Source organism: Bilifractor sp. HCP3S3_D3 (genome assembly GCF_052063915.1).
GTDB lineage: Bacteria > Bacillota > Clostridia > Lachnospirales > Lachnospiraceae > Bilifractor.
In genome coordinates this window covers 129,352-151,502 of sequence record NZ_JBQHWP010000005.1, presented here as the reverse complement: position 1 = coordinate 151,502, position 22,151 = coordinate 129,352, and the positions used below count along the sequence as shown (strand labels likewise).

General features: G+C 48.4%; 17 protein-coding genes. 5 read left to right on the top strand and 12 right to left on the bottom strand.

What is annotated here, in order from left to right:
• Position 1: 1 nt before the first annotated feature.
• The 6 genes from ACTNDI_RS04645 to ACTNDI_RS04620 form a co-directional block, all read right to left on the bottom strand.
• On the bottom strand, positions 2-1,387 hold the full coding sequence (locus ACTNDI_RS04645; protein WP_441099587.1) for an SNF2-related protein: 1,386 nt from the start codon (positions 1,385-1,387) through the stop codon (positions 2-4).
• A 14-nt stretch (positions 1,388-1,401) separates the two neighbouring features.
• Positions 1,402-1,689, bottom strand: coding sequence for a VRR-NUC domain-containing protein (locus ACTNDI_RS04640; protein WP_441099586.1), 288 nt, complete (start codon positions 1,687-1,689; stop codon positions 1,402-1,404).
• Entirely contained in the window at positions 1,647-1,907 is a 261-nt protein-coding gene (locus ACTNDI_RS04635; protein WP_441099585.1) for a YozE family protein, read from the bottom strand. Before ACTNDI_RS04635 ends, ACTNDI_RS04640 begins: the two co-directional genes overlap by 43 nt.
• A 257-nt stretch (positions 1,908-2,164) precedes the next feature.
• Positions 2,165-4,423, bottom strand: coding sequence for a phage/plasmid primase, P4 family (locus tag ACTNDI_RS04630; protein WP_441099584.1), 2,259 nt, complete (start codon positions 4,421-4,423; stop codon positions 2,165-2,167).
• Complete coding sequence (locus tag ACTNDI_RS04625; protein WP_277674702.1) at positions 4,416-4,760, bottom strand: hypothetical protein; 345 nt, start codon at positions 4,758-4,760, stop codon at positions 4,416-4,418. Before ACTNDI_RS04625 ends, ACTNDI_RS04630 begins: the two co-directional genes overlap by 8 nt.
• On the bottom strand, positions 4,748-5,146 hold the full coding sequence (locus tag ACTNDI_RS04620; RefSeq protein ID WP_441099583.1) for a DUF7768 domain-containing protein: 399 nt from the start codon (positions 5,144-5,146) through the stop codon (positions 4,748-4,750). The genes ACTNDI_RS04625 and ACTNDI_RS04620 overlap by 13 nt, the downstream gene beginning before the upstream one ends.
• Before the next feature lie 389 nt (positions 5,147-5,535).
• Here ACTNDI_RS04620 and ACTNDI_RS04615 point away from each other — a divergent pair, with 389 nt between their 5' ends.
• The 5 genes from ACTNDI_RS04615 to ACTNDI_RS04595 all read left to right on the top strand — a co-directional run bounded on the left by ACTNDI_RS04615 (position 5,536) and on the right by ACTNDI_RS04595 (position 9,942).
• On the top strand, positions 5,536-5,934 hold the full coding sequence (locus tag ACTNDI_RS04615; protein ID WP_441099582.1) for a hypothetical protein: 399 nt from the start codon (positions 5,536-5,538) through the stop codon (positions 5,932-5,934).
• Entirely contained in the window at positions 5,927-7,051 is a 1,125-nt protein-coding gene (locus tag ACTNDI_RS04610; protein WP_441099581.1) for a DUF2800 domain-containing protein, read from the top strand. Before ACTNDI_RS04615 ends, ACTNDI_RS04610 begins: the two co-directional genes overlap by 8 nt.
• A 17-nt stretch (positions 7,052-7,068) precedes the next feature.
• Positions 7,069-7,635, top strand: a complete 567-nt coding sequence (locus ACTNDI_RS04605) for a DUF2815 family protein (RefSeq protein ID WP_441099580.1) — start codon at positions 7,069-7,071, stop codon at positions 7,633-7,635.
• 84 nt (positions 7,636-7,719) lie between these two features.
• Complete coding sequence (locus tag ACTNDI_RS04600) at positions 7,720-7,878, top strand: hypothetical protein (RefSeq protein ID WP_441099579.1); 159 nt, start codon at positions 7,720-7,722, stop codon at positions 7,876-7,878.
• A gap of 72 nt (positions 7,879-7,950) precedes the next feature.
• Positions 7,951-9,942 (top strand): DNA polymerase, encoded by a 1,992-nt coding sequence (locus ACTNDI_RS04595; protein ID WP_441099578.1) that lies wholly within the window; start codon positions 7,951-7,953, stop codon positions 9,940-9,942.
• Positions 9,943-10,217: 275 nt separating this feature from the next.
• Here the strand turns inward: ACTNDI_RS04595 and ACTNDI_RS04590 are convergent, their stop codons facing one another.
• From ACTNDI_RS04590 to ACTNDI_RS04565, 6 genes are all read right to left on the bottom strand, one after another.
• A complete protein-coding gene (locus ACTNDI_RS04590) occupies positions 10,218-12,572 on the bottom strand; it encodes a DUF262 domain-containing protein (protein ID WP_441099577.1) in 2,355 nt (784 codons plus the stop codon).
• A complete protein-coding gene (locus ACTNDI_RS04585) occupies positions 12,573-15,020 on the bottom strand; it encodes a DEAD/DEAH box helicase (protein ID WP_441099627.1) in 2,448 nt (815 codons plus the stop codon).
• A gap of 233 nt (positions 15,021-15,253) precedes the next feature.
• The gene (locus ACTNDI_RS04580; protein WP_129898733.1) at positions 15,254-16,180 is read right to left on the bottom strand and encodes a HamA C-terminal domain-containing protein; all 927 of its coding nucleotides are present in this window, start codon (positions 16,178-16,180) and stop codon (positions 15,254-15,256) included.
• Between the two features lie 26 nt (positions 16,181-16,206).
• Positions 16,207-19,374, bottom strand: coding sequence for a type I restriction endonuclease subunit R (locus tag ACTNDI_RS04575; RefSeq protein ID WP_441099576.1), 3,168 nt, complete (start codon positions 19,372-19,374; stop codon positions 16,207-16,209).
• Positions 19,375-19,390: 16 nt separating this feature from the next.
• Positions 19,391-20,524 carry a restriction endonuclease subunit S gene (locus ACTNDI_RS04570; RefSeq protein WP_441099575.1) on the bottom strand — a complete coding sequence of 378 codons (1,134 nt, stop codon included), beginning with the start codon at positions 20,522-20,524 and terminating at the stop codon, positions 19,391-19,393.
• Positions 20,511-22,148, bottom strand: coding sequence for an N-6 DNA methylase (locus ACTNDI_RS04565; protein ID WP_441099574.1), 1,638 nt, complete (start codon positions 22,146-22,148; stop codon positions 20,511-20,513). Before ACTNDI_RS04565 ends, ACTNDI_RS04570 begins: the two co-directional genes overlap by 14 nt.
• Positions 22,149-22,151 lie beyond the last annotated feature (3 nt).

Here is a 22,151-nt window from a genome sequence, read left to right as displayed (position 1 = left end):
CTTATTTCAGACGAGCCTGTACCGCCCGGATCAGGTTCTCCTGTGTAGTGTTCTTCCCATCCAGCGCTTTTAACACGTCTTCATCAATCGTGTCTTTTGTCACGATGTTATGAATGGTTACGACCTCGGTCTGGCCTTGACGGTTGAGTCTCGCGTCTGTTTGCTGCCTCATCTCCAAAGACCAGCAAAGGGAGAACCAGATCAGGATATGACCGCCATGCTGGAGATTGAGTCCGTGTCCAGCAGATGCTGGAGAAATCAGAGCGACCGGGATCTTCCCTGCATTCCAATCGGCGACATCCTCCGAGGTTTTCAGGTCTCGTACCGTGATCTCCTTCTCCTTCAGGTATTCGATGATCCGACTACGATCATGCTGATACCAATAGGCAATCAGAACGTTCTGCCCGACTGCTTCTTCGATGAGGTCCGACAGCATTTCCAGTTTTCGGTCGTGGATCCGGATCACCTCATGATTCTCGTTGTAGACAGCTCCGTTAGCCATCTCCAGAAGTCTTCCGGAAAGAACCGCCGCATTGGCAGCATCCACTTCATTCCCATCAATCGTAAGGACAAGCTCTTTCTTCAATTCCTCGTAGAGTTTCTTTTCTTCCGGGCTCATCTCAACCATATGGTTAACTGTCAGGCATTTTGGCAGATCTGGCAGGAAGTCTTTTGCTTTCATGGAAACAGAGATATCTCCGATCTTCTTGTAAATGGCTTCCTCAGCACCGGGCAGCGGCACATAGTTATAAACCACTCCGGTGTAAGGATTCATACCGCCGGGCCGGAAGAACGATTCCCGGTATCTCCCAATGAACCTTCCAAGGCGCTTGCCCTGATCAATAATGGCAACCTCTCCCCAGAGATCCAGAAGCCCATTACTTGCAGGCGTTCCGGTAAGGCCCCAGATCCGTTTGATAAAGGGACGTGCTTTCCGGAGTGCCTTATAGCGCTGGCTCTTGTAATTCTTGAAAGAGCTAAGTTCATCCACCACGACGCAATCAAAGGGCCATGGGATCTTGTATCGTTCCAACCAGTCAGATAGCCATTTCACATTTTCCCGGTTAATCACATAGACGTCAGCATCTGCTCGAAGTGCCCTCACTCGTTCTTTGCAGCTGCCAATGATGACCGACATCCGTAAACCCTTGGTGTGGGTCCAGAGGTCTTTTTCTTCCGGCCAGACATCCCGGGCTACACGAAGAGGTGCAATCACCAGCGTTTTATGAACATCGAAGGAATCAAACATCAAATCCCAGATGGCAGTAAGACTGATGATCGTTTTCCCGAGGCCCATCTGAAGGATCAGCATCGCCTCCGGATGGTTCTCAACAAACTCCACACAGTAATCTTGATAGTCATGCAAGTCGGATCTTTTTAATTCCATCGTTGCCTCTTCCATCATCTGTCTCCTTCCTGTATCGCAGTAATGATGTCCGGTATCTCCTTTGGATCATCCAGAACGAATACCAGAAAGCCAAGTACTTTGAGCCTTGCATGTCTTCGGATCTGCAGCTTTCTCGGTTTCTGGCCCGGGGCTTTCACCTCAACAAAAGCGATGCGTCCTCCGGGCATCAGAACGATCCGATCCGGCATCCCATTGAGTCCCGGAGAGATAAACTTCGGACACCATCCGCCTGCTTTTCTTACGGCTGTGACAAGACTTTGCTCGATTTGCTTTTCAGCCATTTGGCATACTCCTTCCACGCCTCTTCAAAGGCATCAATGCATCCGCTGCAGGCACCGCAGTCGTAAAGATAATTCAGAATCGAATCATGCCAACCGCTAAGTTTGACTGTGCCGTTTCTTGGAAACCGATCCCTGTCTTCCCTCATGTCCTTGGCGAGATCACCCATTGGTGAATCCTCTTTGATGTGCTTCCGAACCATGTATGTGTAAAATGTCATGCTTTTTCTCCTTCCATTTCTTCTCCTGCTTATCCATCACGAATGATGTCTGGCAAAAAAATCAGAGGGTGTAGATTGTGAAGATACCCTATATACCCTTTTCTAATATCAATTATTTTTTTTTCGCTATTACGTCATAGTGGGTTAGGTATCTGCACCATCTACACCCTTTGCCAGAAGCCCAGTGTTTATCGGCATTTCCAGACCCTCTCGTCATTTTGCCAATCTACACCGCACTGCACCGACCTACACCTTTTTCAGTCCATGAAGTCCGTTTTCAGACGAATTCCACGAATCAGCACGCCCTTCTTGGTACGCTTACTCGTGATGCCACGGTTCTTCAGCTCTGCATAAAACTCAGCTTTGTTCCGGATGAACTCTCCGACGCGGTCACAATACGTCCGATACGTGTCATACAGTTCTCCGGATTTTTCTGTGAAGGCATCACCAAGCTCACAGCATTCATCCATGAAATGAGACATCCAGTCGTTCTCTGCCTTGTATTCATCAATAGCCTTCTGAACGACACCTGGTCGCTTCAGGTGGAAACCGGCAGCGATCACCTTCTCGGCGCCTTCAATTACCCAGGAAAGAATCGCGGGCCCGGCGTTTTTAACAAGCACATCGGCATAATTCTTTACATCACTCTTGCCCGTAAACTTGGCATGGAAAGGCAGCACAATGAGTCTCCGCCAGGTTCCATCATCGGTTGCACCGACTCTTGGCAGGTGATTGGTATAAAGAACCACCGTATGAGAGGGAATAAACTCTCCCGGGTCCTTGAACTTCTTCTCGCCCTGAATCGGATCGGTTGATGTGATCTGCTTCAGAATAGAAGTAGAAAGCCTCTGTCCTTCTTCCAGCTCTGCCGCAATCGCCAGACGCTTGCCTTTCAGTTCTGTGATCTCCCACTTCGTGTTCCGGCGTACGCCAACAGTCAGAGTGTCCGCAGAGATAGACCCGGCATAACTTCCAAGGACATGCGCGATGCTGTTGAAGAACGTACTTTTTCCATTCTTTCCACCACCAACGGCAATGTAGAGTGCTTCGATATATACGTGTCCGATTGCAGCAAGTCCCATGACCATCTGCACATAGTCGATCAGTTCCTGATCACCGAGAAAGGTCTTCTGCAGGGTATCCTCCCAGAGATCTTTTCCTTTCTCTCCCGGATCGCAAAGCGTCACCTTTGTAAGGTAATCGCCAGCTTTATGTTCACGACGTCCGGCAAGGCCATGACGCAGATCATAGGTGGCTCCCGGTGTGTTCAGAAGATAGGGATCATGATCCAAGTCCTCATACTTCACATGCACCATGGGCTGAGCCGCCTGCATGGCAGAGTTGACGTATCGCATGTTTCTCCGCTGCATCACAAAAGTGTGGTAGTTCCGTGCACGTATATGGGCATTCAAAAGTTCCAGCAGATTTCCACTCAGGTCCTTAGCCGCCTTCTTGGTATTACCGATCAAATCTTCCGAAACACCAGCATTCAAAAGTGCCTGCTTTGTCTGGAACATTAAAAGCTCTGCATCGGCAAGCTGAAGGTCCAGGAATTCTTCCGTGGCTCCAACCGCCGCAGAAACCGATGTTTCCCAGACCGTTCCGTCGTAGCAGAGAAATCCTGTCTGCTCGCAAAACCGCAGAACATCACCGTACTCATTGGAGAGAACCTTCGCCTGCCCGATGTCCGAGTAGTCCTCCGGCTCAAGGCTTCCTGCAGGTCCTTTGGGTAACGCAGAGTTGTACTTTTCCGGAGGGATGTATCCCGGCTGGCTTGCCACCTTCTTCTCCCACTTCTTTGCAGAATTCCAGATCTTGCCAAGCTCCTCATCCGAAAGCGGAGGATTGCACTTGGCTGCCTCTTCCAAAAAGATCGCGTGCGCTGCGTCACTGTGCCCGTACCGCTTGACCACCTTCCCGGCAAACCGGCTCATGGTCGCATTTCGCTTGCCGGCAGGAATCTCGTCAGCGGCTCTTGCCATAGAGTCCTCTGCTTCCATAAATTCCTCGATTGTCTTACCGCCTTCATGCCAGATGACCTTTGGAGAATTGGATCCAAAAACAAATCTCCCAGCATCGAGCGCATTGTCGTCAAAGAACGGGTAGCGTTCCTGCACCGCATGTTTTAGAGCGGTATAGACCTGCGGATCCGTGTACTCCCGGGTCCGCATATAAATATGAAACCTGGGCCGCGCACTCTTTTCATCCTTCGGCAGGTTGTTGTGACGACTCTCGGTGATGCCAAAATCCACATCCGCAAGTTCGTCAGCCAGTGCCTCCGGCTTGATCCAATCCTTCGGATCATCGGAGTGGTCATTGTCGCAGTCCATGACGATACAGTCCGCCGAGAGGAAGTTATCATTGCTGCGGTAGCTATTCTTGCATTTGGCACAGACATGATCTTTGGAGACCGCCGCCCGGAGGGATTCCTCCGAGCTTACAGCCACCTCATTGGGATACCTGCAGTTTTTCGCATTGCCCGTGCAGGCTGCGGTGTAAAGATGCATCTTAATCATTGATCTCAAGGGCCTCCTCTTCCAGAACCTTGGTGGCGAACTTCAGGGCCTTAATGAGGCAACGCAGATCATCATCACCAATGGCTGTGATCGAGACGCCGTAGCCTTCTCCATCCTCGTCTTTGTGGATACGGAAGAGTCCGTAGCCTACCGGATTGAAGATTTCAATCATGGTTCTCGTATCGTCGTCCTCGCCATCTATCGTTCCGCTGGTTCCGGCGAACACCTTATAGAACGAGTCACCGTCCATCACCTCTCTGCTGTAGAGCGGAATCAGATGCGTGCGATCCGTCTTCTCGCTGGTTACTGTCAGAATATCTTCCTTTACTTCGTACATATCAATTTCTCCTCTGCGATATAACGCGTCTTCATGCCCTTTGACCGGGCGTAGCTGATTTCTTTTTCCATTCCTTCTGTGATTCTGTCTCCAAAGACCCAGAGCTCTGCGCACTTGGAGAGGATCGCAATGTCCATGAACAGCGCAAGATCTCTCTCGTCCTCCGTCATGTACTGCGGAAGCAAAAGATGCGGAGCAATAGGAATCATCCCTTGGTCCACAGCGTAGCGGCTGTATCTCCTTGCCCTCTCTGTGTTGCCCTCGATGTCCCCGGAATATGGTGAGCAGACATAGACCATCGGTCTGTATCTGCTTTTTGATGCCCTGCGGATTGCTTCCCCGGCTGTCGGGTCTTTATAGCCTTCCGCATTTCTCATTTCATTCATACGTCACCACCTCGCCTTCGTTCAAAATCAGGCTTTCTGCCCTCTACCCCTCTACGGACACGACGAGGCTTTTTTTGTGTGACTCAACAGAAAAAATTAGAAAAATCCGGATTGCTTCCTTATTTATGTGTGGAAAGCAACCCGGAACTTTTTTCTTTTCTGAACACAAAATCGCCTTCCTTGTGTCCGTTACAGATTGCAAGGGCAAGCGTGGTTAGAACTTCAAAAAAATTTTCTGAACTGAACACAAAAAGCCCTGGCTCGTGTCCGTATCGGACTGAAGGAAATAGCCAAAAGCTGACAAGGAGGGTGAGCATGCACAGAGCACGAGCGAGGCCCGGGCTCACCGGGTAAGAATTGAACCAGATGACAAGAAAGGAACAAAGCATATGGCAAAGAAGAAAGACATGGCTCTTCTGATTGAAGGGCTCCGCAGAATCGGCAGCGACTTCACTGCTCTCGCGGATGAACTGGAAGATAAACCTTCTGTTAATGATGAAGTGAAACCTGCTATTTCGGCAGAAACGACCAAAGAATCCATTTCCGAGGAAGCTCCGAAGCAGGAACCGGTTCAGAATGTTCCTACTACGAAAGAAGCTCCTGCAGAACCGGCTGCACCAGTATATGAGATGTCGGACGTCCGTAGGATCCTCGCTGACAAGTCCCGCAAGGGATACACCGACAAGGTAAAAGCAATCCTCGAGGCGCATGGAGTTAAAAAGCTCAGTGCCCTTCCGGAGAGCGAGTATGCCGCTGTCGTAAAGGAAGCGGAGGCATTGGATGGCTAAGCATGCATACCTCTCTGCTTCCTCAAGTGCACGCTGGATTGCCTGCACTCCTTCCGCTGAGCTTTGTGCAAGGATGCCGGATGAGTCCAGTCCCTATGCAGATCAGGGAACCGATGCACACAGTCTCTGTGAACACCTCTTATTAAAAGCACTCGGAAGAAAGACGCGAGACCCCACAGAAGATCTTACCTTCTACGATTCAGAGATGCAGTCCGCAGCAGAAGGCTACCGGGACTTCATCATGGAGCAGGTGGAAGAAGCCAAGAAGCTCTGCCCGGATCCCTTTGTGGCGGTCGAGCAGCGGCTCAACTTCTCCCGCTGGGTGCCGGAGGGCTTCGGTACCGGTGACTGTGTCATCGTCGCGGATGGACTGATTCACATCTGCGATTTCAAGTATGGCGTCGGTGTAGTCGTGAGCGCGGAGAAGAATACACAGCTCATGTGCTATGCGCTTGGTGCCTACGATGCCTTCGGTGATCTGTATGACATCCAGACCGTGAAGCTCTCCATCTTTCAGCCAAGACGTGAGCACGTCGAAACCTATGAGATGTCTCTCTCGGATCTTCTGACCTGGGCTGACACCGTGCTGGTTCCGGCAGCCAAACTTGCCTACACCGGTGAGGGAGACTTCCATGCAGGGCCGCATTGTCAGTTCTGCAAGGTAAAGGCAACCTGCCGGGAGCGTGCCGCTTACAACATGGAGCTTGCAAAGTTTGAGTTCAGCGATCCGGATCTTCTCTCTGATGAAGAGATCGCCGAGATCCTGGCAAAAGCTGACCATCTCGTCTCATGGGCAGGTGACGTGAAGGACTACGCACTGGAGCAGGCGCTGGCAGGAAAACACTACGACGGATTCAAGGTCGTGGAGGGTCGAAGCACGAGAAAGTACAGCGATGAAGGCAAGGTTGCCGAAGTCGTGGAGGCTGCTGGCTTCGATCCTTATGAAAAGAAGCTCAAAGGCATCACAGCGATGACCTCTGAGCTTGGGAAGAAAAAGTTCAACGAACTTCTGAGCGGTCTGATCTACAAGCCGCCCGGAAAACCGGTATTGGTCTGTGACAGCGATAAGCGTCCGGAATACCATACCGCGATTAATGATTTCAAAGACAACGAATAAATGGAGGAAAAAATATTATGTCTATGAAGAATCCCATGAAAGTCATTACTGGCAAGAATACTCGTTTCAGCTATCTCAATGTAAACGAGCCGAAGTCGATCAACGGAGGTGCTGCGAAATACTCGGTATCTCTCATCATCCCGAAGTCCGATACCATCACCATCCAGAAGATTAAAGCAGCAATCAAGGCAGCCTATGAGGATGGTCAGGCAAAGCTCCGTGGGAACGGCAAGTCCGTACCGGCTCTTGATACCCTGAAGATTCCGCTGCGTGACGGTGACAAGGAACGTCCGGATGATGAAGCCTATGCGAATGCCTACTTTGTGAACGCCAACAGCTCCAATAAACCTGGCGTTGTGGATTCGAACAACAATATCATCCTTGATACTTCAGAGCTCTACTCCGGGATCTATGGAAGAGCATCCATCAATTTCTACGCCTTCAACTCGAATGGCAACAAGGGAATTGCCTGCGGTCTGAACGCTTTGCAGAAGCTCCGCGATGGTGATCCGCTTGGCGGACATGTCAATGCAGAGACCGAATTCGCTGGACTGGACGACGACGATGATGACTTCCTGTCCTAATGACAAATCAAACAAAGAGTAAATGATTGACAACCAACTGCAGCAGGCAGGCAATCTGTCTGCTGCAAATATGGAGGTGACAATATGAGTATGTTTTATGATCTGATGAACAGTATGGTGCGAGGAACGATCTATGGTGCCTGCTTAGTTATCAATGGCTATGGCATCTTCCTCTTATTCCGCTTTCTTTTCAAAAAGTGCAGACAGCTTCTCGAAGGCTTGAAATCAAAGAAGACCGACTGACAATACTGTCTTAGAAACAAGTTTGAGCCTCGGTACCCCACCGGGGCTCCTTTCAGAATAAGGAGATCAAACATGGACAAGATAAGAAAACTCTCGATCGATCTTGAAACATACAGTCCCGAGGATCTGAAGAAATGTGGTGTATATCGTTACTCGGAAAGTCCGGAATTTGCGATCCTGCTGTTTGGCGTTTCTGTAAATGACAGTCCGGTAACGGTCTACGACATCGCCTCTGACGAGGAACCGCCGGATGAGATCCTCGAAGCTCTGACGGATAACAGCGTGGAAAAGTGGGCATACAATGCTTCCTTTGAGCGCGTCTGTTTATCGGTCTGGCTGCGCAGACATCACCCGGGATTCTTCAAAGGCTACGGAGCGCCAGACGATTCCGTCAAGGGATACCTGGATCCAACCGACTGGAAGTGCTCCCGGATCTGGGGAGCCTACAATGGCCTGCCCCTCTCTCTTGAGATGATCGGCACAGTCCTTGGATTTGAACAGCAGAAGCTGAAGGAAGGCAAAGACCTGATCCGCTACTTCTGCTCTCCCTGTAAGCCGACAAAAGTAAATGGAGGCAGGACCAGAAACCTTCCTTCTGATGCACCTGACAAATGGGCTCTTTTCAAGAAATACAACCAGCGTGATGTTGAAGTGGAAATGCAGATCCAGCACCGCCTCCGGAACTATCCGGTTCCGGACTCTGTATGGGATGAATACCACATTGATCAGACGATCAATGACCGAGGCATCCTTTGTGATACTGCTGTCGTGGAAAATGCCATCAAGATCGATGCGCTGACAAAAGCCGATCTGATGCAAAAGCTCCAGCGGCTGACCGGTCTTGAGAACCCGAACTCTGTAGCCCAGATGAAAGATTGGCTCGCTCGTCAGGGCGTGGCAATCGAGTCTCTTGGGAAGAAGGCAGTGGCGGCTTTATTGCAGAAGGATCTCCCGGAGAACGTCAGAAGCGTTCTGGGACTTCGTCAGATGCTGGCAAAAAGCTCCGTGAAGAAGTATCAGGCGATGCAAACTGCCATGTGCCTTGATCACCGCTGCCGCGGAATGTTCCAGTTCTATGGTGCCAATCGCTCTGGCCGATTTGCCGGGCGGATCGTTCAATTGCAAAATCTTCCCCAGAATCACCTTCCAGATCTTGAACAGGCAAGAGATCTTGTCCGGCAGAATAACTATGCTGCACTTGAAATGCTCTATGACAATGTGCCGCAGGTTCTCTCCGAGCTGATCCGTACTGCTTTCATTCCAAAGCCGGGGATGAAGTTTGTCGTTTCCGACTACTCTTCCATCGAGGCACGGGTCCTTGCCTACCTTGCCGGGGAGACGCATACGATCGAGTCCTTTGCCAGGGGCGAAGACCTGTACTGTGCAACGGCATCCGCCATGTTTCATAAACCGGTCGTGAAGCATGGCATCAATGGCGAGCTCCGACAAAAGGGTAAGATCGCGACGCTGGCCTGTGGATATGGCGGCAGCGTCGGTGCTCTTAAAGCAATGGGCGCTCTTGACATGGGCCTGAAAGAAGAAGAGCTGCAGCCGATCGTCACAGCATGGCGGGAAGCAAATCCACACATCGTGAAATACTGGTGGAATGTCGATGCAGCAGTCATGAAGGCAGTGAGACTTCATCTTCCATCCCAGGTCGGATCTGTCTATATCTACTACCAGTCCGGAATGTTGTTTATCAAGCTGCCGTCCGGCAGACGTCTCTCTTATGTTCAGCCACGGATCGGCCAGAATCAGTTCGGGAACGACTGTGTCACCTACATGGGAATCGATCAGCAGCATTGGTCCCGGATTGAAAGCTACGGTCCGAAGTTCGTCGAGAACATCGTTCAGGGTGTAGCCCGGGACATTCTGTGCTTTGCCATGAAGAACCTCCGAGATCGCTTCATCGTCGGTCATGTTCATGATGAGCTCATCATCGAAGTTTCAAAGGATACCAACATACAGGAGATCTGCGATATCATGGGACAGACACCCGATTGGATGCCGGGCCTGCTACTGCGGGCAGACGGTTATGAATGCATGTTTTATCAGAAAGATTGAAAAGTTCCGGCATACTTCTTTGAATACCGTGTTATTATTGGCAAATGCAAGTTTTCGCAAGAAACGCATGCCACATCTATTATGGCCTCATCTTTGATACAATGCCCGTATGTGCTTTTAGCCCGGAAACCATGCTGTTTCTGGGCTTTTCTGCGTTTCAGGGCGTTGAGCGGGAGCGCGTCTGTGGCACTGTACTGATATGTTGCTGTGGCTTCTGTAGTCAAAAGCGACCCCTCAATCTGCAATCGTTAAAAAGCATGGCATCGCTGAAAGGTTTAATCGACGCTGTCGGTGTATCCGAAATGGTCTCTGATCTTCTGATGCGTCGTCTTATCATTAAGCATGTAGGCTACAAGCGGGACTGTCGTCATTCCCTTCTCCCAGTAGCCGTCATTAATATCCGTCACATATTTCTTCCATGCAACTCCGATAAATACTTCCTTGTTGGGATCGAGTTTCTCCTTGGATTCCTCGGATTCCCACGGCGCATCTGCAACAGGAGTTGAAGTGCCATCGACCATTACTTTGAAGTTCTTCATCGGCACAGCGGTTGATGTGCATTCGCCAATACCCACAAAGCCATATCCGGCGATATGGCAATAAACTGTATCTCCGACTTGAACGTTATAAATAGATTTCCCGCTGCCGCCAAGGTTCGCGGACAGGAATCCGTATTTCAGCGCGTCTGGCCAGCTTCTTTCTGCATAGCCGACTGTAAATTCACGGCCCTTCTCGTTCTTGAAGAAGTCCTTCTCATCGTCATCGGCCCATCCACCAGCGATTTCCTTAATGGCGTCCGGATTCCAGATGTCACTTGCCATTCTCAGATAGATCTCAGCCCGGTCTGCGATGCTTTGCTTACTGAAGTCAGGAATCGCATGAAAGCCGTACTCGTTAACGACCGTGAGGAATTTCGGATTGTTCGTGTAAGCCGTGTCGTTCAACGCCTGAGCAAGGATGTTGTCACCCGCGTACTTCTGGACCTTCTCGGAGTATTTCATTGCCTGATAGCTTCTATTCTTATCTCGGGTGAGCAGGATCAGGTTTCCGATCTGATTCCGGGTGGATTCGAAATCCTCGTAGTCGGTGAAGCTGTCCTCGTAGTCCTCGTACTTGTCCGGAAGGATATGCTCAATATCGTAAGTGTTCCCCTGACGCTTGCGGTCAACGTACTCCTCGAAATGCGACGGATTGCCCATCAGCACATTCACATAGGAAGTGAAGCGCGCGAGGATATGAAGCATGTAACGTCCGGAGAACCGGTTCAGACTGAACCTGGTGATTCCCTCGACGGTCACGTCCATACGGCGGAGTGTACGGACATAGACCATGCCGATCGTCTTACAGTCCTCATCGCGGATATCCTGCATCACATGAAACAGCAAATACTTATTCGTGTTCCAGTTAACCTTCTTGAAATTCAGGATTCGGATGGTTGCAAAGTCGTCCACAAACTTTGCGGTCATCTGTATTTTCTTCTTTACGATGTCGTCCGTGTCGTCATTTTTAATGGCAGCGATGGCAAGCATGGTCTGGTAGCTTAGATCGCGGTTTGCATTGTAAAAGACCTCTTCATATCCGGGCGTCAACTTGCTGCCATAGCATTTCATCAGAAGATAGATATCAGTGACACGGGTCATTTCAGTGAGAACAAATTCCTTGTAGTCCTTCGGCTTTACAAGGCCCATCGCCGTCCGGGCGTTGTTCCGTACCCAGGTATGGAACTTGTCGCCGAGAAGTTCGTAGTCCTCATCTTTAGCGCCGCGCTTGGTGTCTCGCATGGAATTGGCGTATTTTGCGCGAAGCCAGATAGAGATGAATTCAACGTCCTGCGTATTCACCACGCCGCTCGTATCGTAAGACGAGGCGTTCTTGATACGGTTGATGTTGTCCTGCCACTTCTGATTTACCTCAATGCGGTCAGCTTCTGCAACCTGCTGGATGATGTAAGCCTTCATCATCTCGGCGCTGTTCAAACTCAGGCCTCGGTCATTCATTGTCAGGAAAATCGTGTGTGCTTCGTCGTCAGATGGTGTGTCGATCTCCAGAAGGAGGACCTTCTCTATCAGCCAGTTAATAAAGTAAGGAAGCGCTTCTCCCTTCAGCTCGTCAGGGAAGATGTCCTCTATGTCCTGGTACCGGTCAAGCATATTCTGTGAGCTCTCATTCACTGGCACATAGGTTTCGTCTTTTTGCAATAGAGCCTGCATGCAAGTTCCGCGGTCAGCCACATCGATATTGAAGCTCTTCTTACTGAAGGCCTTTGAATAGATCATGTCATCCAGCGGGACAAGGAGATCCTCATCCTTGACAGTTTCTTTTTGCAGGTTGTTCAGATAGATGATGAGAAGTGTTAGCGAGGTCAGACGCTGCTGGCCATCAATGATTTTCTTTACGGAACCGCCAGTACAGATAATGCATCCCATATAGTAAAAGCCATAGTTCATGACTTCTTCCGGCGTATCATGATCATCCGGATCATAAAATTCCTCAAAGGTGCCCTGGAAGTCGGCGAGCATCTGCTCGATCTGCTTCCGCCCCCACCGGTATTCCCGCTGAAAATAATCGACGGTGTATTTGCGACCACTCAGAATTGTTTTGAGCGTGTCTGTTTTGTCAATTTTTTGCATTTATGCCTGCCCTCCTGATTCTCCTTCTGGCCCAAACATTTCTGGCATATTCAATAAGATCATATTTGCCTGTTCTCGAACATTCTGATTTTTGCATTCCAAAAGATCTCGACTAAGAAGTAGTTTTGATTCGCTTTCCTGCAGTATGTACTTATCTCTGTGTTCTCGTATGTAAGTTGCGTTTTCACGGGTGAAACCAATGCGCTGCAGGAGAATCGTCTCAGGCTTTGTAGTTCCGTATTCCACATATTCATACCAGTTGTTGTCAAATTCCGTGATGCCATAAATCTTCTTATATTCATTGGAGAAGCGCAGAAAATAATTCGACAAGCTAAAGAGGATTATGTTGTCAATAACTTCCAGCGTATCTGCAAAGAGAATATTTCGGAATTCCACGTTGTCTTTGTAAACCGTTGTCTGCGTTTTGTTAATCCAGAAATTAGCTGGATGCTGCACATGGTGACGAATGCCTTGTCTCATAATGTTGCTCAGACCTAATCCAGACATCCACTGGATTAGTATGACTGCATACCAGCGCAGCTTCTTATGCACGCCATCCGTGACTTTACCGAGCGTAGAATACTCGTATTTCTCCCATTTGAATATCTTGCATAGCTTCTCAAGGAACCCAACTACTTCATCATAATCAAATTCTCCATTTACTGCTTTCGGGTATTCGAGGCCATTTCGTATCGCAATGATAAGGTTCCGTGTCTGGTCCGCTGACACGTTGATATCATCGTCTGGAAGAGCGATCGGGTCTTCGAATTTCTGCTTAATAAGAGCAGCATCATCTTTGCTGATCAAATCAGAGAAAGACTGACGAACAAGACTGTTATTATCCGTCATGATGTCGCGAAGAAGAATCAGGCCGAACTTTCTCATCATGATATACGATTCTTCAGACTGAGTCTTGCTCCTCTTTACAAGCTCAATATTTCCCTCTTTGAGGGCTTCTACAATATATTTTCTTTCCGGGTTAGTAAGTGTCTTAGGCCCGGCATCGATAGAAAGCGTCTGTTCCGGCACCGGTTCTTTTAGCATCTTTACATATTCGGTCTCAGGGAGCTTTTCATCCTGAGATGACACAAATATCACATTCCCATAAAGGTTATATTCAATTCGCCCGACACGACCGATGAGATTCCTGAAGTCAACAGGAGTCATACGAGACCGGAATATCTTGTTATCTGTTATGAACAGATTATCCGCTGGCAGATTAACACCCTCAAGCAGCGTACTGGTACAGAACATAGTCGTGATCTTGCCCTTACGGAACATGTCCTCGATCCTCATCCGTATTGCCGCGGGCAAGTAGCCAATATGATAGGCGATGCCTTTTTTGATAATCTTGGCAAGATAGTAGTCTCCATGCACTTCGTTTGCGATGTCTCTTGAAAGGGCTGCCAAGTCATCGTCATCCAATTCATCGAGATACTGAGACAAATCGAGAGCGGCTTCTACTGCTCGCGTCTTCCCGTTAAAATAGACGATCGTCTGTCGCATAGCATCTTCCGGCAGATCATCATTCCGGCGTTCAATCTTGAGAAGGAAATGCGTCAGCGTCGCCTTGTTCTGTGGAATGCTTGTTATATGCATTTCCTTCTCGGTATGTTCGTTATAAACAGAAATCTCACGATTCTGTAGATCCAGAAGGAACTTTACTTGCGTTACGGGTGAAAATTCTGTTCTAAACCTTTTGTCTCCATGCTCACTGATATCCGTCAGAAGTCTCAAATAGACTTCTGGATTCGGGACATTCGGAGAAGCAAAAATGAAGTGCGGCGGATTGTCTCGGTTCTTAAGCATATCGATGGTCTTGTAATAGAACGGGCCACGACTGTTCTTGCCGGACATCTTATGCGCCTCATCCACGAAAAGATAGTCAATCTGAATATCGGGTTTTCCAATAAGCAGATACAGAAGTCGTTCCGGCGTCAAAACAAGGATGAAGTTGTGTTTCCCCTCGAGAGCAATGTCGCTTGCAGCATTGACGACCTTGTAGTTTTTCTCCTCCAGAAGATCCTTTAGATCCTCCTTGATGATCTTCTGAGAAGTTTCGTTGATCAGCGCCTTGGTCGGAACAATAATCGCAAAGTTCAACTTAGCGCCGTTTGCCACTTGCTCCTTGACGAACATCCTCATCAGGAAGGATTTTCCCATTGACGTTGGTGCCGAGTAACTGAAATAGGAATCCTGCAGGTGATCATAAGCCTGTTTCTGTGCGCCAAAGAACCGCAGGTTCGGTGCTGCCGGAATTCTAAGATAGTCCTTCTTGTAATCCGAGAAAATTCGATTCAAGACAAATGGGTCCTCGAAGTTGGCATCAAGAAGCGAAGTCCCTCTTGCATTATCTGTATTCGCAAAAACCGATCCAGCCACAACTCGGATTTCATCGTTCTTTGGATATAGTGCATTTAAGAGGACGACGATTTCCTGAGCCCACATCTTATGCTGTTCAGCTTTATCTGCGCTGTTTGATTTAGAAAGCAGGTCCGCGAAACGCAGCGCATCATGGATATTTACGTTCCGATATTCTAGCTGCGTGTGAAGCGTTTTATTGGCATAGTTAAACAGAATGTCTTCATAAAGGCAGTTGAGGTATTTGTTTTCTTCTATGTCTGCGAAGATTGCATCTCCGAGTCTGATTCTTTTTTTACTCATACAACCACACCTCCGCTTCACATCAGCAGGTTTTCCATAATCTGCTTTTTATCCAGCTTTGCATCGTTGAAAGGCACGATGTAAAAGTAAAAAGAATGTGTATCAAGACCAAGCGTCTTTATTTTGTTCGCAATATACGCGGCATGGTTCTTAATGTCAGTATCCATCTTAGTCCCCAGGTCCTTGAGGAATTCCGGCGTAGACCTTGTATGCGGATCAAGGCCAAGAGAATATCCAAGAAAGACACCGTAAGCCCGGTCGTTCGCAACAGGAGCCCCTGGTTCAGGAATAATGATGCTTTTCAGTTTATCCACGACATTCTCATCAAAAGAATCGTTCAGAGAGCGATTGTCGACAAACTGGATTCCGTTCCCGTTTTCATTTTCAATACGCACTATGGCATCAAAGGCACTGTCTATTGCATCCGCAATATCGCCCTCGATGTCTGAGGTTCCAAACACTGTCTGGTAGTAGGACATGCCGGTATCATCGCCAAGATCAAGGAGATGGACACTATCGCAGGCCGTGCCAAATGGAGTTGTTCCAGCATTCAGCTCAACTTTGCTGAATATCTTCGGAGCATTGAGCTTTTCCTCGAGAAAAGCATATAGGAGAATCTCTCCGAGCTCGTTTCCGGTTCCTTTCTGGTTTGCTGCTCCGTTGCGCTTCATTACCCGGAGTGCCTTGTTCCCTATGCTGCGAGGGTTGCCGACACCTGGTTGTGACAGCTTCTCTATCTGGGCACGAGAGAAAACATACTCACTGATAATGTCCGTCAAATAATCTTCAAGGCTCGTGTACACAAAGGCATTATTGCTGACCTGCAGTCGAAAAAGGCGCAGTTGTTCCGGGTTCCGCAATCCAAGCGTTTCATTGTGCATTACTTCCGTGAAGACGGAATCCATGCTCACATCGGGTAATGATCTGCTGATAGGATTTCCCATATGGTCTGTGCCTCCTTTCCACCTATTCACTCGTCTTCGTATTTCTTGAAGTTCTCAGCCTGCTCCATGACCTTCTCGAAGACTTCCTCATCCCATTCTGGCGGGTATCCATTTTTATAAAGAAGTACAGTCAAGTCCATGTTAAGCTGGTTCTTGATGTCATCGCGTGTTGACCAGTCGGCAAACTGTGCTTTATCGTCAACAAGCTCCTTGATCTTTTTAGCCAGCACGATGCATTTATCGTCCGCGTACGGGAAACCGTGGTCATCGCGAACTTTTACAAGGATGTCATAGAACGCCTTCTCCTCGAATGTAATACCCATCTTAGAGAAAGAGTCCTGATCCTCCTTCAAATCCTTCATTATGTTGATGAGCTGATCAGAAAGATCATTGACGAAATCAGCGACCACCTCGCTCGTGAATACGAGTTTGTCGCGACTGTTATAAGCATCGACCACCTGCCTCAAGCGCTCGTCAAATTCGATTGCCTTTACCTTGTTCGTCCGGCCATAAGCTGTGATTGCTTTCTTCAGAAGTTTCAGAAGCGCATTGAACTTGGTAATAGGCAGCTTGACCTTATTCAGTTCATCTACGAACTCATCACAAAACAGATCGACTGATTTATGCTCGTCAACGATATTTTCGATACCGGTACAGGTGATGGCGTCACGTACCATGCCTTCAACGACGATGTTCATGACTTCTGCATCCGGCGCATCTCCTTTTGTCTGCTTGTAGATGATGGATCGGATCGCAAGGTAGAACTGCGCCGTAGCCGTTTCCTCGTCAGTCAGTTCGCCGGATGGGAAACATATCTGGTATGCGCTCTTGAGCCTTCGGGAAAGTCCCATGAAGCGCGTCTGCATATCTTTGCTGGTCTGCACGTATTCCGCAGCGGCATTCAGGCAGTTCAGTCGCTCCAGCGGCGTCCCGGTATGAAACTTCGTGGCATCAAATCCGGAAAGCAAATCGTTGATCATCGACAAGTGATTGCGGAAAATCGACAGCGAAATATTCAGCTCATCAATCGGGCTTTCCTGCGGCCCGCCATACTTCTTGACCGCTGCCATCATGTCATTCTTGATACCGATATAATCGACGACCAGTCCTTTATCCTTGCCATCGAAAACGCGGTTGACTCTGGAGATCGTCTGAATCAAAGTGTGCTTCTGCAGGGGCTTGTCGATATACATGACAGCAAGAGACGGAACATCGAAGCCTGTAATCCACATGTCAACAACGATTGCGATTTTGAAATTCGAGTCGTTATTTTTGAACTGCTTATCGAGCATCTTCCGGTAGTCCTTTGTGCCGCAAAGGTCGAACAGTTCCTTCTCATCGTTTTGGCCCTGCGTAGCCACAAGGTTAATCTTCGGAAGCGCCACGAGCTTATCAAGCTGTTCGCGTGTCAGCTTGGATTCATCCTCGGTTTTCTGAGGAACCTTCCAATCCGGTCTTATTGCCTGTATAGCTTTCAGCACCTTGAAAGCATTCTGCCTGTCAGAGCAAACGATCATAGCTTTTTGCACGACGTCAGGCTTTTCAGCGCACAGCGATTCATAGTGTGAGACGATATCCGCGGCGAGCTTTTTAATCCGTTCTGGGTGTCCAAGGATAGCGGACATCTTGCTCATAGCCCGCTTGCTTTCCTCTACCTGCTCCGGATTTGAGCCTTCCTCAACGCACTGCTCGTAATACTTCTGGATTTCTTTCGCCTGCTCATCAGACAGGATGACACGGGCGAGCCGAGGCTCATAAGCAATGCGCACGGTGATGCCGTCGTCGCTGGATTCCTTCATCGTATAGCTGTCAACGACATCTCCGAATACTGCAACGGTCTCATCAATCGGCGTTCCGGTGAATCCGCAATAGGTGGCATTCGGGAAGCTGTCGCGCAGATACTTGGCAAATCCGAATGTCGTGTAAACACCGGTTTCTGTTTTCTTGAGCTTCGAGCCGATATTCGTCTGCGTCCGGTGTGCCTCATCGGAAATACAGATGATGTTGCTTCTGTCTGAAAGCAAACCAATCTTTTCACAGAACTTCTGTATAGTTGTGATATACACACCGCCGCTTGGTTTGTCCCTGAGAGTTTTCTCAAGATCATCTCGGCTCTCTATGCTCCGGACATCCTCCTGATGCAGATAGCGTTTCGCTGTCACAAACAACTCGGAAGTCTGGGTGTCCAAATCCTCACGATCTTCCAAGAGAATAATCGTGGGATTCTGGAATGTGTCGCTGTCACGCAACATAATGAGACGGGACAGGAACAGCATCGTATAGGTCTTGCCACAGCCGGTTGCTCCGAAATAGGTGCCGCCTTTTCCATCGCCGTCAGGCCGCATGTGCAGCTTGATGTTGGCAAGCATCTTTTCTGCGGCGAAAAACTGCGGATACCGGCAGACAATGACTTCATCCTTTGAGCTGTCATCTGGGTAGAAAATAAAGTCGCGAAGGATCTTCAAGATCCGTTCTTTTGCAAATGCGCCCTCTATCATAGTAAGCAAGGAGCTGATACCATTCGAGACCTTGTCTTTGTCATTTGCCTTGTTCCACGAGTAGTAGAACCGATAAGGTGTGAAAACACTACCAAGTTTGGTATTCACTCCGTCACTGATGACAGACATAAAGCAATATTTCAAGAGATTCGGAATATCGCGCTTATAGCGGATTGTGATCTGCTCCCAAGCGTCATGAATCGTCTTGTCTTCCTCGATTGCGGTCTTGAACTCGCAGATGCCTATCGGAATGCCATTGATGAAGATTAGCAGATCCGGTCGGCGCAGCCGATCGCCCTGAACAGAGTACTGGTTCACGACGCGGAAAACATTATTCTCCGGGTGGTCGAAATCGATATAATCGATGTGCAGAGCGACATCATTGATATTATCCCTGACCAGATCGAAACCCTCCACAACAAGCCAAAAGGCCTGACGGTTCGAATAGTAAAGCGGCGTAGAGGGAATCAGAGACAGCTTTGTGATGATCTTCTTCATCTCCACATCACTGAGACTTTTATCGACGTACTTCCGGTTCAGGAATGTGCGCAGGTCGTCTTCAAGAAGGATGTCTTCAAAACGTCGGTGAATATCTTCGCCGTATGTATATTCATATCCCTGCATCTGGAAAAGCTCTATTATGGCATGTTCCAGTTCGTCTTCTGTAAATTTGCCTTTTTCGAAGATAAAATCCACGTCGGCACCTCCTTTCTCAGGCTCCTGCTTCTTCGAGGGAGCCTTTTATTAATATCGGGCACATGCTCTTGATGCGCTCTTTGAGATGATCATTTATTTGTTTCCGGTCAACATATACAGCATAGATGTCAGAGATAGCTTTCTGAACTTTGATATCCGGGATAGGAATCTCAACATCACACATATCGTCAAAGTTAAAAGTTTCCCGAGCGCTTCCCCAAGAGTTAAAGCGAGCATAACGGTCAAATTCTGAGCGCGTTAAAAACAGCATAAGGTATTCTGGCAAAAGCTTTTCTAGATCTGTACCGAAAACCTCTGATATTGAAGAGACAAGCAATGGTTCATCACTATTGTTAATCCCTAGTGACATTTTGTCGCCTCGCCGTGAAGTATCTGGAACATATGCAATTTGCCTTGGGATTACCATTTTATAGCTTGCTAGACTGACACCCTTCATATCTGCTTTAGTAGGAATCATCTCCTTACTTGTAGCCAACCCGCGCACAGAATCGACTGGCAAATCAAGATCGTTCCTTCTGTCGCTTTCAAGTAAGAATTGCCCAATTTTCTGGCTTGGCATCTCCCTGCGCAGTTCCTCAATATATGCATCGCATACCAGTTTCAAATCTTCCAGCCCGCGTTCATAGCTTTGCTGATTAGCCAGCATGGCATTGTAGACATCAACGTACTTCTGCTGGATATCGAGCGGCGGGAGGTCAATATCGATATCGCACATTTCATCGAATGTAAACAGCTCTGTAGCGCTCCCCCAAGAATTGACAATTGCATATCTGTCAAATTCAGGCCGGTTATAATACATGTATAAAAAGCGCGGAAGTAAAGTGCCTTTTGCTTCATTTTTTATTCCAAAGGCTATGTTATTAAATGAAAAAAGCAGTGTTTCTTCCGTATCATTAAATCCCATTCCCACTTTTTCGCCCATTCTTGTGGTTCGAGGATTGTATATGAATTCGCCCGGCTTAATAACATAAAACTTCGCTATAACATCTTCCGTTACTGATGCTTTCGTTGGAGTAATCTCTTTGTTATTTGAAATTCCTCTAACAGCATCCAGCCCATATTTTCGGTCAGAGTTCCTTCTGTCTATTTCATATATCAAGTCACCCAGCTTATACTTAGTCAATGCCATATCCGATCCCCCTGAATGCTTCTTCGAGCATGGCCTGGGACTTTTTCTCGATCTTCAAAACGTCCTTCATTTCGCTCTGAATGCGGGACATTTCTTTTTCGTAATCAATGTCCAGATCATGGTCAATGAACTCGATGTATTTACTGGGTGCGAGTGAATAGTCCTTCGCTCGGATCTCGTCCAGCGTCGCTGATTGGCAGAATTCCGGTACATCTTTATACAGGGAAGTATCGGTCGACTGCCAGTTGTTGTAGACCTGCTTCACCTTTGCAATTTGCTCGTCGGTGAGCACGGTTTTCTTTTTCTTCTTGCCCTTGTCGATGACGATCTCTTCGATGTTCTGATTCCATGTGCGCAAATCCATGAAGAGCACCTGATTGGTACGATCGCGCAGCTGTCTGCCGTTCACAGTTCCGGCATGCTTATTCATGTTGACGATCCAAAGCGTCACAGAAATGTCCGTCGTGTAGAACATATCCCGAGGCAGCACAATGATTGCCTCCACGCGGTCCTTCTCAAGGATCTGGCTGCGGATGGTTTTCTCATCGCCATCTGCATTCAGCGCACCATTAGCAAGAAGGAATCCAGCGATGCCATGAGTGACATCGAGCTTTGAAATGATGTGCTCCACCCATGCATAGTTGGCGTTTGCTACCGGCGGCATAACTCCACCATAACCCTTGAATCGCGGATCGTCTGTCAGCTGATCCTCCGAGCGCCAGCCTTTAAGGTTGAACGGCGGATTGGCCATGATGTAGTCGACCTTCTTATCTTTATGAAGGTCATCCGTAAATGTGGAGGCATTCTTTTCTCCGAGGTTATGTGCAATGCCGCGAATGGCGAGATTCATCTTGCACAGCCGCCAGGTATCCGGATTGCTTTCCTGTCCGATAATGGAGATCTTCTGCCTGTTCCCTTTGTGGCGGTCGACAAATTTCATGGACTGTACAAACATTCCACCACTTCCACAGCAGGGATCATAAACTGTCCCAGAATACGGCTCAATCATCTCTGCGATGAGTTTTACGACGCATGCAGGCGTGTAGAATTCGCCGTCCTCCTTTGTTCCGGAGGCCGCATAGACCTGTAGGAAATATTCGTAAACGCGTCCGATCAAGTCTTCTTCCTGAAAACGCTTCTCGTCAATCTTATTTACGTTGTCAATCAGGTCCTTCAGCTTTGCAGTCGTTGCACCGAGCGTGGCGAAGAAAGTGTAGACAGGATTCCCGTCTTTATCTCTGGACGATAACGCGCCCTTCAGAGAAGGATTCGTCCTCTCAATATCCGCCATTGCTGTGTCAAGAATAACTGCGATATCGTTATCTCCCGCATGGGCCACGATATAGGACCAGCGGGAAGTTTCATTCAGGTAGAACACATTCACAGAGTTATAGGACGAGACCTTGTCCTTCATAATGTTGAACAGGCCTTCATCTGCTCCGTACTGTTCTTTGAGTTCCTGATATCGCTTCTCAAATTTGTCTCCCGCAAATTTCAGGAAAACGAGAGAAATCACTGCGTCACGGTTTTTCTCTGTGCTACCTATACCCCGAAGCGCCACTCGGCAATTCCATAAAACAGTCTCGAGTGAAACTTCCTTTTCCTTCTTTGCCCCTTTTGCCATCTT